The organism is Streptomyces sp. NBC_00236, from assembly GCF_036195045.1.
GTDB lineage: Bacteria > Actinomycetota > Actinomycetes > Streptomycetales > Streptomycetaceae > Streptomyces.
In genome coordinates, this window is record NZ_CP108100.1 from 3,139,781 (window position 1) to 3,154,089 (window position 14,309).

The window sequence follows — 14,309 nt, forward strand, 5'->3', positions numbered from 1 at the left end:
CGGCGGCTCAGCCCTGCGCCGCGTACGCGACGAAGGCCGCCCAGGCGGCCGGGTCGCAGGCGAGGCGGGGGCCCTGGGTGCGCTTGGAGTCGCGGACGTGGACGGTGCCCGGAGTGGCCGCGACCTCGACGCACTCGCTGCCATTGCTGCTGTCGCTGTAACTGCTCTTGACCCACTTCAACGCGGAAGCATCCCCGGCAGACGACTTGCGGATCATGTCTCTCCCAGCACTTGCTCGATGAAGGCCATCGACTCCCGAGGGCTGAGAGCCTGGGCCCGGATCATGCCATAACGCAGTTCAAGGATTCGGAGCTGCTTCGGATCTGAAACCGGCCGACCGCTGAAGGCTCCCTCGGAGCGCCCCACCGCCGTACCGTCTCTGAACTTCAGCACCTGGATCTCCCCGTCGATTCCCGCATGCTCCTCGCGGTCCATCGGCATCACCTGAACCGTGACGTTGCGCGACTCGCCGACCTCCAAGAGGTGTTCGAGCTGACGCCGCAGAACCATCTTGCCTCCGAGTGGGCGCCGGAGCGTCACTTCTTCCTGGACGAAGCCGAGAGTCGGGCTGGGCGACCGCTCGAAGATCGCCTGTCGCCCCATCCGGGCGGCCACACCTCGCTCTACTTCGTCCTGCGGGTACGCAGGCTGCCGCATCGAGAACAGGGCACGCGCGTACTCGGCGGTCTGAAGCAAACCGTGGAAACTGCTGTTGCCATAGGCCAGCAACTCCACTGCCTGCGCCTCCAGTTTCGCGAGCTCCCGGATCTTCTTGGGGTACCGGACCTGCGCCATATCCCGCTTCATCGCGGCCAGCTTGCCGCCCGCGCCGACCACCTCGTCCGCCCGGTCCAGGAACTCCGGCCGGGGGATCCTCCGCCCGCCCTCCACCTTGCGGACCAGGTCCTCCCCGTACCCGATCGCGGCCCCGAACTCTCCGGCCCGCAGGCCCGCCGCCTCCCGCCACGCCTTGATCTGGCGTCCCACCGCGGCCACCACCGCGGCGCCCGACTCGTCATCGGGGTCGACCTCCCAGCCGGGCTCGTCCGCCCCGCCGTCGCCCTGCTCCGTACCGCCGCCAACCCCGGTCATGCGTGCCCCACTTCCGACGTGCGTGCCGTTCCTTCCACAACGGCATCCGTTCCCCTCGCGTCACTCCGGACAACCGGGACAGCGCCGGACACTTTCCGGACAACCGCCACCGGGTCGTGGATGCCCACGACGTACGCGGCCACGACCCGGTTGCCCGCGACGCGGCTGCCCACGACGTCTAAAGGCTTTTAAAGAACTCAGGGAAAAGAACCCCACCAAACCCGACCGACCCCCGCCCCGACCTGCGTCACTCGCGCGAGTGAACCTGGGCAACCGGGCTGGATTCGAGGCCGGTTGATCGGCATATGCTCGCCGCGACAACCACAGAACCGAGACGGCCCCCGCCGGGACTGAGAATCCCGAGCAGGGGCCTGCCCATGAGGAAGAAGAGCTTCCCGATGGCTTCCCGGCAGGTTATCGCGCCCCCGTGCGCCCAGCCCGGCTCCCCCGGCACATCCGGCCCCCGTGACGTCACGCCGACATCCGGCGTCATCCACGTCAACACCCGCCACGTCTCCGGCTTCGTGATCATCGGCAACCACCTCGCCCAGCACCACGAACTCTCCCTGATCGCGATCGGCCTCGCCGTCCACATCCAGTCCCTGCCCGCCGGGGCGAAGGTCGGCATCAAGGTCCTCACCGACCGCTTCCCCCCGCAGGCAGCCGTACGCTGAATCCCGTACGCGAGGAACGGGAGGCTCCGGTGGCCGGGACGACAGTGACCGAGGTGATGGCCGAGCTGGCCGCACTCGACGACCCGAAGGCGCGCGCGGTCAACGAGAAGCACGGCGACGACCACGGGGTGAACCTCGGCAAGCTGCGCGCGCTCGCCAAGCGGCTGAAGACCCAGCAGGAGCTCGCGGTCGAGCTCTGGGCGACGGGCGACACCGCCGCGCGGCTGCTGGCGCTCCTGATCTGCCGCCCGAAGGCGTTCACCCGCGACGAGCTGGACGCCATGCTGCGCGAGGCCCGGGCACCCAAGGTGCAGGACTGGCTCGTGAACTACGTCGTGAAGAAGAGTCCGCACGCCGAGGAGCTGCGCCTCGCCTGGTCCGCCGATCCGGACCCGGTCGTCGCCAGTGCCGGCTGGGCGCTCACCACCGAGCGCGTGGCGAAGAAGCCCGAGGGCCTCGACCTCGCGGGGCTGCTCGATGTCATCGAGGCGCAGATGAAGGACGCCCCGGACCGCCTGCAGTGGGCGATGAACCACTGCCTGGCCCAGATCGGGATCGAGCACCCCGAGCACCGCACCCGGGCGATCGGCATCGGCGAGCGGCTGGAAGTGCTCAAGGACTACCCGACGCCCCGGGGCTGCACGTCTCCGTACGCGCCCGTCTGGATCAATGAGCTGGTGCGGCGGCGGCAGGACAGGACGTAGGGGGTCCGGGCACGACGGCGGTCATTTGCCGAATCGCCGTTGCCGGTTGGCGTACGAGCGAATCGCACGCAGGAAGTCCACGCGGCGGAACGCCGGCCAATAGCAGTCCACCCAGTGCATCTCGGCGTACGCGGACTGCCAGAGCAGGAAACCCGACAGCCGCTGCTCGCCGGAGGTCCGGATGATGAAGTCGGTCTGGTCGGCCGTCGGCGAGTAGAGATGCCGGGAAATGTCCTCGATGTCGAACCGCTCGACCAGCTCGGCCAGGTCGCCACCGGCGGCTCGGTGTTCTTCGAAGGCGCTCTTCACCGCGTCGACGATCTCCCGTCGGCCTCCGTAGCCGACCGCGATGTCCACCTTGAGCCCGCCGCGCCCGGCCGTCGCGGCAGTGGCCTGCTTGAGTGCCTGGGCGGTGGCACCGGGGAGCAGGTCGAGCGAGCCGATCACCTGGACCTCCCAGGGGCGGCCGACGGCCGTGATGTCCTGGATGGTCTCCTCGATGATCTCGATCAGCGGGCCGAGCTGCTCGGCGGGGCGCCCGAGGTTGTCGTCGGAGAGCATGAAGAGGGTCACGCGCTCGATCGCGGCGGCCTCGCACCAGTCCAGGAACTCGGTGGCCTTCGCGCCGCCCGCCCGGTATCCCTCCCGGAGATCCGTGTGGCCCGCCTGCCGGGCCCAGCGCCGGTTGCCGTCGAGCATGATCCCGACGTGCTGCGGGCGCGGCAACCCCACCAGGGTGGCGGCCAGCCGGCGCTCGTACACGGCCTCTATCGGCCGCCGGAGGAACAGCGGGAGCAGCTTCACCGAACCAACCCCATCACGTCGCACATCACGTCCGCGGACCATATCAGCGGCGTCCGGCACCCTCCGCGCACGCACCTGACCGCTGCCTCGGCACGGCAGTCCGGCTGCGGCGAGCGGCAGGCGCATACGGATACGGCCCCCGGCATGTATGCCGGGGGCCGTGATCGCTGATCCGTCCATCCGCCTACGGGAGGTTGCGGGCCATGACGATGCGCTGGACCTGGTTCGTGCCCTCGTAGATCTGGGTGATCTTCGCGTCGCGCATCATCCGCTCCACCGGGTAGTCCCGCGTGTAGCCGTAGCCGCCGAGCAGCTGGACCGCGTCCGTGGTGATCTCCATCGCGACGTCGGAGGCGAAGCACTTGGCCGCGGCGCCGAAGAACGTGAGGTCGGCGTCGAGGCGCTCGGACTTGGCGGCGGCCGAGTAGGTGAGCTGACGGGCCGCCTCCAGCTTCATGGCCATGTCGGCGAGCATGAACTGGACGCCCTGGAAGTCGCCGATCGGCTTGCCGAACTGCTTGCGCTCCTGGACGTAGCCCTTGGCGTAGTCGAGGGCGCCCTGGGCGACGCCGAGCGCCTGGGCCGCGATCGTGATGCGGGTGTGGTCCAGGGTCTTCATCGCGGTGGCGAAGCCGGTGCCCTCCTCGCCGATCATGCGGTCGGCGGGGATGCGGACGTTGTCGAAGTAGACCTCGCGGGTCGGGGAGCCCTTGATTCCGAGCTTCTTCTCCGGGGCGCCGAAGGAGACACCCTCGTCCGACTTCTCGACGACGAAGGCCGAGATGCCCTTGGAGCGCTTGGTCGGGTCGGTGACCGCCATGACCGTGTAGTACTCGGAGACGCCCGCGTTGGTGATCCAGCGCTTCACGCCGTTGAGGACCCAGAAGTCGCCGTCGCGGACGGCCCTGGTCTTCATGCCGGCGGCGTCGGAGCCCGCGTCCGGCTCGGAGAGGGCGTACGAGAACATCGCGTCGCCCTTGGCGAGCGGGCCCAGGTACTTCTTCTTCAGGTCCTCGGAGCCGGAGAGGATCACCGGGAGCGAGCCGAGCTTGTTCACGGCGGGGATGAGGGAGGAGGAGACACAGGCGCGGGCCACCTCCTCGATCACGATGACCGTGGCGAGCGCGTCGGCGCCGGCGCCGCCGTACTCCTCCGGGACGTGGACCGCGTGCAGGTCGGCGGCGGTGAGGGCGTCCAGCGCCTCCTGCGGGAAGCGGGCCTCCTCGTCGACCGCGGCCGCGAACGGGGCGATCTTCGCCTCGGCGAGCGCACGCACCGTCTCACGGAGCATGTCGTGCTCCTCGGCCGGACGGTACAGGTCGAAATCGGTCGAACCCGCCAAGACGCTCACTCCCCATGATGCTAACTACCGTTAAGTAACCCAATTTTAGGCGCCTTCCCCGGCACAGGCATACGTGCTGGGGCCGTGAGCTTCACGACAGCCGGAATGGGACGTTTCAAAGGCAGGACTATGCTCGTTCACCGCACGTCTGTCCGCATCTCACAGGAGCACTACATGGCCCTCAGGATCACTGTGATCGGCACCGGCTACCTCGGCGCCACCCACGCCGCGGCCATGGCGGAACTGGGCTTCGAGGTCCTGGGGCTCGACGTCGTGCCCGAGAAGATCGAGATGCTGTCCGCCGGCCGGGTCCCGATGTACGAGCCGGGGCTGGAAGAGATCCTGAAGAAGCACGTCGCCGGCATCGCGGGCTCCAGCGGGCGGCTGCGCTTCACCACCTCGTGGGAAGAGGTGGCGGAATTCGGCGATGTGCATTTCGTCTGCGTGAACACCCCGCAGAAGCACGGTGAGTACGCCTGCGACATGAGCTACGTGGACAGCGCATTCGAATCGCTCGCACCCCATCTGACCAGGCCCGCCCTGGTCGTCGGCAAGTCCACCGTGCCGGTCGGCTCCGCGGCCCGGCTCGCGGCCCGGCTCGTCGAGCTCGCGCCCGTGGGCGAGGGGGCCGAGCTGGCCTGGAACCCGGAGTTCCTGCGCGAGGGCTTCGCCGTCAACGACACCCTGCACCCGGACCGGATCGTCGTCGGCGTGGAGAGCGAGCACGCCGAGAAGCTGCTGCGCGAGGTGTACGCCGGACCGGTCGCGGAGGGGTCCCCGTTCGTGGTGACGGACTTCCCGACCGCCGAGCTGGTGAAGACCTCCGCCAACTCCTTCCTCGCCACCAAGATCTCGTTCATCAACGCCATGGCGGAGGTCTGCGAGGCCGCCGACGGCGACGTCGTGAAGCTGGCCGAGGCGATCGGCCACGACGAGCGCATCGGGAAGAAGTTCCTGCGGGCCGGCATCGGCTTCGGCGGCGGCTGCCTCCCCAAGGACATCCGTGCCTTCATGGCACGCGCCGGTGAGCTGGGCGCCGACCAGGCCCTGACCTTCCTCCGCGAGGTCGACTCCATCAACATGCGCCGCCGCGGCCACATGGTGGAGCTGGCCCGGGAGGCCGTCGGCGGGGACTCGTTCCTCGGCAAGCGGGTCGCGGTGCTGGGCGCGACGTTCAAGCCGGACTCGGACGACGTACGCGACTCGCCGGCGCTGAACGTGGCCGGGCAGATCCACCTCCAGGGCGGCCAGGTCACGGTCTTCGACCCGAAGGGCATGGACAACGCCCGGCGGCTGTTCCCCACCCTCGGCTACGCCGACACCGCCCTGGACGCCGTGCGCGGCGCGGATGTCGTGCTGCACCTCACCGAGTGGCGCGAGTTCCGGGAGCTGGACCCGGAGGCGCTGGGCGAGGCCGTCGGCCGCCGCATCATCCTGGACGGGCGCAACACCCTGGACCCGGCGGTGTGGCGCGGGGCCGGGTGGACGTACCGGGCGATGGGACGGCCGAAGGCCTGACCCGACCCGCACCCGCACCCCGTCTCCGCCTCTCCGCCTCTCCGCCTCTCCGCCTCTCAGCCGAGCGATCAGATCCGCCAAGGAGGAAACGTCATGGCCATCGCCACACTGGGTGCCGTCGTCCTGGACTGTCCGGACCCGCTGGCCCTCGCCGGCTTCTACGCCGGGCTGCTGGGCGGAAAGGTCACCGTGATGGAGGACAACGACGACAGGTGGGTCGACCTCACCGGCGACTTCGGCACCCCGCTCGCCTTCCAGGCCGCGCCCGGGTTCGTACCACCGCGGTGGCCCGGTGCGGACGGCTCGCAGCAGTCGCACCTCGACCTGAAGGTGGCGGATCTGGACGCGGCGGAGCGGGAGGCGCTGGCGCTGGGTGCGACGGTGCTCGACGCGGAGGACCGGCAGCGGACCTTCCGGGTGTACGCCGATCCGGCGGGGCACCCGTTCTGTCTCTGCGCCTGCTGAACACGCGCGCCCCGGTGGCTCAGGCCGCCGGGGCGTCCAGCTGCTCGATCGTGGCGTGGGACGGGCCGCGGCGGGTGCGCAGATCGCGGGCCACGTCCTCGGCCGCGCGCAGTACCCGTACGGCGTTCTGCCAGGTGAGCTTGGCGAGGTCGGGGGCGGACCAGCCGCGGCCCAGGAGCTCCGCGATCAGGTTCGGGTAGCCCGAGACGTCTTCGAGGCCCTGCGGGAGGAACGCGGTGCCGTCGTAGTCGCCGCCGATGCCGATGTGGTCGATCCCGGCGACCTCGCGCATGTGGTCGAGATGGTCGGCGATCGTCGCCACGGTGGCCATCGGGCGCGGGTTCGCCGCCTCGAACGCGGCGTGGACCTTCATCCCGCGCTCGGTGGTGTCCAGGTGGTGCAGCCCCTGGGCGCGCATGTTCTCGTCGGCGGACTTCGTCCAGGCGACGGCCTCCGGCAGCACGAACTTCGGTACGAAGGTCGCCATGGCGATGCCCCCGTTGGCCGGGAGCTGTGCGAGGACGTCGTCGGGGATGTTGCGCGGGTGGTCGCAGATCGCCCGCGCCGAGGAGTGCGAGAAGATCACCGGCGCGGTCGAGGTGGCGAGCGCGTCACGCATGGTCGTCGCCGCGACGTGCGAGAGGTCCACCAGCATGCCGGTGCGGTTCATCTCCCGTACGACCTCGTGGCCGAAGGGCGAGAGGCCGCCGACGCCCGGGGCGTCCGTCGCCGAGTCCGCCCAGGCGATGTTGTCGTTGTGGGTCAGCGTCATGTAGCGGACGCCGAGGGTGTGCAGGGCGCGCAGGGTGCCCAGCGAGTTGTGGATGGAGTGGCCGCCCTCGGCCCCCATCAGGGACGCGATGCGGCCCTCGGAGCGGGCCGTCTCCATGTCGTCGGCCGTCAGGGCGCGGCGCAGGTCGGCGGGGTGGCGCTCCAGCAGTTCGGCGACGGCGTCGATCTGTTCCAGGGTGGCGCTCACCGCGTCGTCGCCCGCCATGTCGGACCGTACGTACACGGACCAGAACTGGGCTCCGACTCCCCCGGCGCGCAGCCGGGGGATGTCGGTGTGCAGGTGGGCCGACTGGTCGGTGGCGATGTCGCGGGCGTCCAGGTCGTAGCCGACCTGTTCGCGCAGCGCCCACGGGAGGTCGTTGTGGCCGTCGACGACGGGGTACTCGGCGAGGAGTTCCCGGGCCAGGTCCAGTCGGTCCGTCATGGTTCCTACTTCCCGAAGCCGAAGGAGTCGGGGCTCTGGACCTTGCTCCGCAGGCGCTTGCCCTTCTCGGTGGCCTGGTCGTTGAGGTCCTGCAGGAACTCGGTCATGCGGGTCTGCAGCTCGCTGTCGTGGGCGGCGAGGATGCGGACGGCCAGCAGGCCCGCGTTGCGTGCGCCCGCGATGGAGACGGTGGCGACCGGAATGCCGGCGGGCATCTGCACGATGGACATGAGGCTGTCCATGCCATCCAGGTACTTCAGCGGGACCGGCACACCGATGACGGGCAGCGGCGTGACGGAGGCGAGCATGCCGGGCAGGTGGGCGGCGCCGCCCGCACCCGCGATGATCGCCTTGAGGCCCCGGCCCGCGGCGTTCTCGCCGTACGCGATCATCTCGCGCGGCATGCGGTGGGCGGAGACGACGTCGACCTCGTAGGGGATCTCGAACTCGTCGAGGGCCTTGGCCGCCGCTTCCATGACGGGCCAGTCGGAGTCCGAGCCCATGACGATGCCGACGACGGGAGCGGAACCTTGTGCGGTCATTCGGTGATCGTTCCTCGCAGGTAGTCGGCCGCGTGCCGGGCGCGCTCGCGCACGTCCGCCAGATCATCGCCGTAGGTGTTGACGTGGCCGACCTTGCGGCCGGGCTTCACGTCCTTGCCGTACATGTGGATCTTGAGCTGCGGGTCGCGGGCCATGCAGTGCAGGTACGCCTGGTACATGTCCGGGAAGTCGCCGCCCAGCACGTTGGACATGACCGTCCAGGTGGCGCGGGGGCGCGGGTCGCCGAGCGGGAGGTCCAGGACCGCCCGGACGTGGTTGGCGAACTGCGAGGTGATCGCGCCGTCCTGCGTCCAGTGCCCGGAGTTGTGCGGGCGCATCGCCAGTTCGTTGACGAGGATCTGTCCGTCGCGGGTCTCGAAGAGCTCGACGGCGAGGTGGCCGACGACACCGAGCTCGGCGGCGATCCGGAGGGCGAGCTGCTGGGCCTCTCCGGCGAGCCGCTCGTCCAGCTCGGGGGCCGGGGCGATGACCGTGTCGCAGACGCCGTCGACCTGGATCGACTCGACGACCGGGTAGGCGACGGCCTGGCCGTGCGGTGAGCGGACGATGTTGGCCGCCAGCTCCCGTACGAAGTCGACCTTCTCCTCGGCCAGGACCGGGACGCCGGCCCGGAAGGGGTCGGCCGCGTCCGCCTCGGAGCGGACCACCCAGACGCCCTTGCCGTCGTAACCGCCGCGCACCGTCTTGAGGATGACGGGGAAGCCTCCGACCTCCTCGGCGAAGGCCGCGGCGTCGGCCGGGTCCGTCACGATGCGGTGGCGGGGGCAGGGCGCGCCGATCTCGGTGAGCTTCGCGCGCATCACCCCCTTGTCCTGGGCGTGCACCAGCGCGTCGGGGCCGGGGCGCACGGGGATGCCGTCCGCCTCCAGGGCCCGTAGGTGCTCGGTGGGCACGTGCTCGTGATCGAAGGTGATCACGTCACAGCCGCGCGCGAAGGCACGCAGCGTGTCCAGGTCGCGATAGTCGCCGACGACGACCTCGCTGACCACCTGGGCCGCCGAGTCCTGAGCGGTGTCACTGAGGAGCTTGAACTTGATGCCGAGGGGGATGCCCGCCTCGTGGGTCATACGGGCGAGCTGACCGCCACCGACCATGCCGACTACCGGGAACGTCACTCCTCCAGGGTATCCGCACCCTCCGGGAGCACCGGACGATGCCCCCGGGCGGCGGCCTGCGGCCGGGCCGGGGAGGAGGCTCCGGGTGTCACGGCCCTGCCACACCTGTCCCCGCACTCACAGGCAGCCGACGGGCCGCCTGGTTAGCATGGCTGGGTTGACGGAACCTGAAGCCGAACCGACAGACGGGCTGAGCGATCACATGAGCGAACGGGGCGCACTGCGGGCCCGGCTGGATCTGCTGGCCCGGGAGGTCGCCAAGTTCGGCGTGGTCGGCGCGGTCGGCCTGGTCGTCAATATCGGCGTATCGAACCTGCTGTGGCGCTCCACGGACATTCCCACGGTGCGGGCCGGCCTGATGGCGACGTTCGTCGCCATCCTCTGCAACTACGTCGGCTTCCGCTACTGGACGTACCGGGACCGCGACAAGAGCGGCCGGACCCGCGAGCTGACGCTGTTCCTGCTGTTCAGCGCGGTGGGTGCGGTCATCGAGACGGGTGTGCTGTACGCGGCGACGTACGGGTTCGGCTGGAACACCCCGGTGCAGAGCAACGTCTTCAAGATCCTCGGCATCGGCATCGCGACGATGTTCCGCTTCTGGTCCTACCGGACGTGGGTCTTCAGGGCGCTGCCTGACAAAGACGTGGTCGTGACTGACGCGGGCGTTCAGGACGTGGGTGTGGCGGACGTGGTCGTGCAGGACGCGGGCGTGGCTGACGTGGTCGTGCAGGATGCGGGCGTGGGCGTGGAGGATGCCGCCGCGCGGCCGGGACAGGCCGTTTCCGTACCGGCACCGGCGCCCGCGCCGGCCGCGACCGTGCGGGTCGAGGCGGACTCCGCCCGGCGGTAGCCGGTCATCGCACCGGGCGTTCCGGTTCGTCCCTGTCCAGGGCCACCTGGCTGAGGAAGAGCGCGAAGACCGGGGGCTGCTGCTGGAGCAGTTCCAGACGGCCGCCGTCCGCTTCCGCGAGGTCGCGGGCCACCGCGAGGCCGATGCCCGTGGAGTTGCGCCCGCTGATGGTCCGCTCGAAGATCCGGGCTCCCAGGTCGACCGGGACGCCCGGGCCCTCGTCCGTGACCTCGATGACCGCCTGGTTGCCGGTGACCCGGGTCCGCAGTGCGACCGTGCCGCCGCCGTGCATGAGTGAGTTCTCGATCAGCGCGGCGAGCACCTGGGCGACCGCGCCCGGTGTGCCGACGGCCCGCAGCCCCTTCTTGCCGGAGCGGACCACGGCCCGGCCCTCGCTGCGGTAGGCCGGGCGCCACTCCTCGATCTGCTGCTTGACGATCTCGTCGAGGTCGAAGACGACGGCGGAGCCGGTCCGCGGGTCCCGGGCGTTGGTCAGCAGGCGCTGGACCACGTCCGTGAGCCGCTCGACCTGGGTGAGGGCGATGTTCGCCTCCTCCTTCACCGTCGCGATGTCGTCCGTGACGGAGATCTCCTCGATCCGCATGGAGAGCGCGGTCAGCGGTGTGCGGAGCTGGTGGGAGGCGTCGGCGGCGAGCCGGCGCTCGGCGGTGAGCATCCGGGCGATGCGTTCCGCGGAGGAGTCCAGGACGTCGGCGACGCGGTCCAGCTCCGGCACCCCGTACCGCTTGTGGCGCGGGCGCGGGTCGCCCGATCCCAGGCGTTCCGCGGTCTCGGCGAGGTCGGTGAGCGGCGAGGTCAGCTTGTTGGCCTGGCGTACGGCCAGGAGCACGGCGGAGACGATGGCCAGCAGCGCCACCGCGCCGATGATCATCAGGGTGCGGCCGACCTCGCGGGTGACGGAGGAGCGGGACTCCTCGACGGTGACCCTCTCACCGTGCTCGCCCTCCTCCGTGGCGCTGATCACGCTGCCGCTGGGGCGGTCACCGACCTCGATGGGGGCGCGGCCGGGCATCTTGACCAGGGCGTAGCGCGTGTCGTCGATCTGTTCGGCCAGGACGCCGGGGTTGATCCGCTCGGCGCCCAGCAGTCGGCTCTCGATCACGCTGATCAGCCGCAGCGCCTCGGAGTCGACGCTCTCCTGGGCGCTGCTGCTGATGGTGCGGGTCTCGACGATGACGAGGGAGACGCCGAAGACGGCGATCACCACGAGCACCACGGCGAGGGTGGAGTTGATCAGTCGTCGGCGCATGACTGCTTCTGTACGTCAGCTCTTCTCGAAGCGGAAGCCGACGCCCCGGACGGTGGCGATGTAGCGGGGATTGGCGGCGTCGTCCCCGAGCTTCTTGCGGAGCCAGGAGATGTGCATGTCGAGGGTCTTGGTCGACGACCACCAGGTGGTGTCCCAGACCTCGCGCATCAGCTGGTCGCGTGTGACGACGCGGCCCGCGTCCCGGACCAGGACCCGCAGCAGGTCGAACTCCTTGGCGGTGAGCTGGAGTTCCTCCTCGCCCATCCAGGCGCGGTGCGACTCGACGTCGATCCTGACGCCGTGGGTGGCGGGCTGCGGGGCGGGCTCGGTGGCGCCGCGGCGCAGCAGGGCCCGGACCCGGGCCAGTAGCTCGGCGAGCCGGAAGGGCTTGGTGACGTAGTCGTCGGCGCCGGCGTCGAGGCCGACGACCGTGTCCACCTCGTCGGCCCGGGCGGTGAGCACCAGGACCGGCACGGTGTGGCCCTCGGCACGGAGCCTGCGGGCGACTTCGAGGCCGTCCATCCCGGGCAGCCCCAGGTCGAGCACGACCAGGTCGATGCCGCCCTGGAGGCCGGCGTCGAGCGCGGTCGGGCCGTCTTCGCGGACCTCGACCTCGTAGCCCTCCCGACGCAGGGCGCGGGCCAGCGGCTCCGAGATGGATGCGTCGTCCTCGGCGAGCAGTACACGGGTCATGGAGTGATGGTAGTCCGCGCGGACGACGGGGCGTGAGGTGATCCGGAAGCCCTGCGGGTCTGCGACCCGTTCGCGCCTGGACCTTCGAATATGGGAGTGTGGTTGCACCTGGACCTGTGATCCATCTCTCAAGTCCTTCCATATGCCGCTCAGTCGTGTCGTATGGTGTTTCAACGCCTGTTGCACTACTCAAGGACCTTTGGGCAGCTATGAGCGCTCGAGGGTCCTTTTGCATGTGCGGGGCTGGTACCCGCCAGTCCGGAATTTCAGTGAATGACCTGTGGGCCGGGCCCGTACGCCGAAGAAGGCGCTCCGGGCGTGGATCCCGACGCGGTGGGCGTACCCGTGTCGGTGCCGGCCTCCCCCCACCGGGCGCGTACGGCTTACGAGCGACGCGTCCCGAGCAAGCAAGGATCGATCATGGCGTCCAGCCTGACGAAGGACCCGGCGAGCACCGCGGGTGGCGAGAAGACCTTCTTCGGCCACCCCCGCGGCCTGGCCACGCTCTTCATGACCGAGATGTGGGAGCGCTACAGCTTCTACGGCATGAAGGCACTGCTCCCGCTGTACCTGATCGCGCCCGGTGGCATGCACATGAATGCCACCACGGCGACGGCGATCTACTCCGCCTACATGGCGATGGTCTACCTGCTCGCCATGCCCGGCGGCTGGATGGCCGACCGCTTCTGGGGGCCGCGCAAGACGGTCGCCATCGGCGGCGGTGTCGTGATCCTGGGCCACATCACGCTCGCGATACCCAACTCGGCGACGTTCTTCGCGGGCCTCGCCCTCGTCGCACTCGGCTCCGGGCTGCTGAAGGCGAACATCTCCACGATGGTCGGCCACCTCTACAAGGGGCCGGAGGATCCGCGCCGCGACGGTGGCTTCACGCTCTTCTACATCGGCATCAACATCGGTGCCTTCCTCGCCCCGCTGTCCATCGGCACCGTCGGCGAGAAGGTCAACTGGCACTTCGGCTTCGCGCTCGCCGCGATCGGCATGGCCCTCGGCCTCGCCCAGTTCATGCTCGGCACCCGCCACCTGAGCCCGGAGAGCGACGTCGTCTCCAGCCCGGCGACGGAGCAGGAGAAGAGCTCCGCCCTGCGCAAGGGTCTGCTCTGGCTGATCGTCGCGGTCGCGCTCTACGGCGTGCTCGGCATCACCGGCAACTTCGCCGACTGGGCCACGGTGCCGCTCAGCATCGCCGGTCTGGTCATCCCGATCATGGTCCTGGTCCGCATGAAGCGCGACAAGGAACTGACGAACACCGAGCAGTCCAAGCTGTCGGGCTACATCTGGTTCTTCGTGGTCGCGGCCGTCTTCTGGATGATCTACGACCAGAACGGCTCGACCCTGTCGATCTTCGGTGAGAACTCGACCACGAACCACCTGTTCGGGTTCGACTTCCCCACGTCCTGGTACCAGTCGCTGAACCCGATCTTCGTCATGGCGGCGGCCCCCGTGCTCGCCTCGGGCTGGCTGTGGCTGAACAAGCGCGGCAAGGAGCCGAGCACCGCGGTCAAGTTCGCCTCCAGCCTCGTGCTGATCGGCGTCTCGTTCGTCGTCTTCCTGATCCCGCTGATCGACACCGCCGCCAACGGCGGCCGGGTCAGCCCGATGTGGCTGGTGGCGATCTACTTCATCCAGACGATCGCCGAGCTCTGCCTCTCCCCGGTCGGTCTGTCGGTCACCACGAAGATGGCTCCGGCGAAGTACAGCTCCCAGATGATGGGTGTCTGGTTCCTCGCGGTCACCGCGGGCGACTCGCTGACCGGTCTGCTCACGTCCACCCCGGTCGGTGTCGACCTGGACACCACGGGCGCCGTCGCGTTCGAGGCGGTCCTCGCGGTCATCGCCGGTGTCGGCATCTGGATGTACCGCAAGAAGGTCACGCAGCACATGAGTGACGCGAGCTGACCTCCCGGTTCCACGCGAAGGGGCCGCCGCACCGTTTCCACGGTGCGGCGGCCCCTTCCGTATGCGTACGGGTCCGGCGTCAGCTC

The 14,309-nt window shown here is 69.7% G+C and carries 15 protein-coding genes; 6 read left to right on the forward strand and 9 right to left on the reverse strand.

Annotated elements, in window-relative coordinates; all coding sequences use genetic code 11:
• Positions 1 to 7: 7 nt before the first annotated feature.
• Positions 8 to 217 carry a DUF397 domain-containing protein gene (locus tag OG446_RS13970; RefSeq protein ID WP_328894343.1) on the reverse strand — a complete coding sequence of 70 codons (210 nt, stop codon included), beginning with the start codon at positions 215 to 217 and terminating at the stop codon, positions 8 to 10.
• Entirely contained in the window at positions 214 to 1,092 is an 879-nt protein-coding gene (locus OG446_RS13975) for a helix-turn-helix domain-containing protein (protein WP_328894344.1), read from the reverse strand. Before OG446_RS13975 ends, OG446_RS13970 begins: the two co-directional genes overlap by 4 nt.
• 377 nt (positions 1,093 to 1,469) lie before the next feature.
• Here OG446_RS13975 and OG446_RS13980 point away from each other — a divergent pair, with 377 nt between their 5' ends.
• Together OG446_RS13980 and OG446_RS13985 are read left to right on the forward strand one after the other, a co-directional pair.
• Complete coding sequence (locus tag OG446_RS13980) at positions 1,470 to 1,766, forward strand: hypothetical protein (RefSeq protein WP_443050117.1); 297 nt, start codon at positions 1,470 to 1,472, stop codon at positions 1,764 to 1,766.
• 56 nt (positions 1,767 to 1,822) lie between these two features.
• On the forward strand, positions 1,823 to 2,470 hold the full coding sequence (locus OG446_RS13985; RefSeq protein ID WP_443050270.1) for a DNA alkylation repair protein: 648 nt from the start codon (positions 1,823 to 1,825) through the stop codon (positions 2,468 to 2,470).
• A 21-nt stretch (positions 2,471 to 2,491) separates the two neighbouring features.
• On the opposite strand, the gene OG446_RS13990 is transcribed toward OG446_RS13985, so the two are convergent.
• The gene (locus tag OG446_RS13990) at positions 2,492 to 3,274 is read right to left on the reverse strand and encodes an isoprenyl transferase (RefSeq protein WP_328894346.1); all 783 of its coding nucleotides are present in this window, start codon (positions 3,272 to 3,274) and stop codon (positions 2,492 to 2,494) included.
• A 184-nt stretch (positions 3,275 to 3,458) separates the two neighbouring features.
• Positions 3,459 to 4,616 carry an acyl-CoA dehydrogenase family protein gene (locus OG446_RS13995; RefSeq protein ID WP_328898293.1) on the reverse strand — a complete coding sequence of 386 codons (1,158 nt, stop codon included), beginning with the start codon at positions 4,614 to 4,616 and terminating at the stop codon, positions 3,459 to 3,461.
• A 174-nt stretch (positions 4,617 to 4,790) separates the two neighbouring features.
• On the opposite strand from OG446_RS13995, the gene OG446_RS14000 reads away from it, so the two are divergent.
• Together OG446_RS14000 and OG446_RS14005 are read left to right on the forward strand one after the other, a co-directional pair.
• Positions 4,791 to 6,134: a UDP-glucose dehydrogenase family protein gene (locus tag OG446_RS14000; protein ID WP_328894347.1), complete on the forward strand. Its 1,344-nt coding sequence runs from the start codon at positions 4,791 to 4,793 to the stop codon at positions 6,132 to 6,134.
• A 93-nt stretch (positions 6,135 to 6,227) separates the two neighbouring features.
• Positions 6,228 to 6,599 carry a VOC family protein gene (locus OG446_RS14005; protein ID WP_328894348.1) on the forward strand — a complete coding sequence of 124 codons (372 nt, stop codon included), beginning with the start codon at positions 6,228 to 6,230 and terminating at the stop codon, positions 6,597 to 6,599.
• 19 nt (positions 6,600 to 6,618) lie between these two features.
• Here the strand turns inward: OG446_RS14005 and OG446_RS14010 are convergent, their stop codons facing one another.
• Genes OG446_RS14010 through OG446_RS14020 form a run of 3 tightly spaced genes read right to left on the reverse strand, consistent with a single transcriptional unit; the run spans position 6,619 to position 9,493 of the window.
• Complete coding sequence (locus OG446_RS14010) at positions 6,619 to 7,815, reverse strand: dipeptidase (protein WP_328894349.1); 1,197 nt, start codon at positions 7,813 to 7,815, stop codon at positions 6,619 to 6,621.
• A 5-nt stretch (positions 7,816 to 7,820) separates the two neighbouring features.
• On the reverse strand, positions 7,821 to 8,357 hold the full coding sequence (gene purE, locus OG446_RS14015; protein ID WP_328894350.1) for a 5-(carboxyamino)imidazole ribonucleotide mutase: 537 nt from the start codon (positions 8,355 to 8,357) through the stop codon (positions 7,821 to 7,823).
• The gene (locus tag OG446_RS14020; protein WP_328894351.1) at positions 8,354 to 9,493 is read right to left on the reverse strand and encodes a 5-(carboxyamino)imidazole ribonucleotide synthase; all 1,140 of its coding nucleotides are present in this window, start codon (positions 9,491 to 9,493) and stop codon (positions 8,354 to 8,356) included. Before OG446_RS14020 ends, purE begins: the two co-directional genes overlap by 4 nt.
• A gap of 202 nt (positions 9,494 to 9,695) precedes the next feature.
• Between OG446_RS14020 and OG446_RS14025 the strand changes: the two genes are divergently transcribed.
• On the forward strand, positions 9,696 to 10,343 hold the full coding sequence (locus OG446_RS14025; protein WP_443050271.1) for a GtrA family protein: 648 nt from the start codon (positions 9,696 to 9,698) through the stop codon (positions 10,341 to 10,343).
• Between the two features lie 4 nt (positions 10,344 to 10,347).
• On the opposite strand, the gene OG446_RS14030 is transcribed toward OG446_RS14025, so the two are convergent.
• Both OG446_RS14030 and OG446_RS14035 read right to left on the reverse strand, forming a co-directional pair.
• Positions 10,348 to 11,613: an ATP-binding protein gene (locus OG446_RS14030; RefSeq protein WP_328894352.1), complete on the reverse strand. Its 1,266-nt coding sequence runs from the start codon at positions 11,611 to 11,613 to the stop codon at positions 10,348 to 10,350.
• Positions 11,614 to 11,628: 15 nt separating this feature from the next.
• Positions 11,629 to 12,306: a response regulator transcription factor gene (locus tag OG446_RS14035; protein ID WP_018104033.1), complete on the reverse strand. Its 678-nt coding sequence runs from the start codon at positions 12,304 to 12,306 to the stop codon at positions 11,629 to 11,631.
• Between the two features lie 420 nt (positions 12,307 to 12,726).
• On the opposite strand from OG446_RS14035, the gene OG446_RS14040 reads away from it, so the two are divergent.
• On the forward strand, positions 12,727 to 14,223 hold the full coding sequence (locus tag OG446_RS14040; protein ID WP_328894353.1) for a peptide MFS transporter: 1,497 nt from the start codon (positions 12,727 to 12,729) through the stop codon (positions 14,221 to 14,223).
• Positions 14,224 to 14,309: the final 86 nt, after the last annotated feature.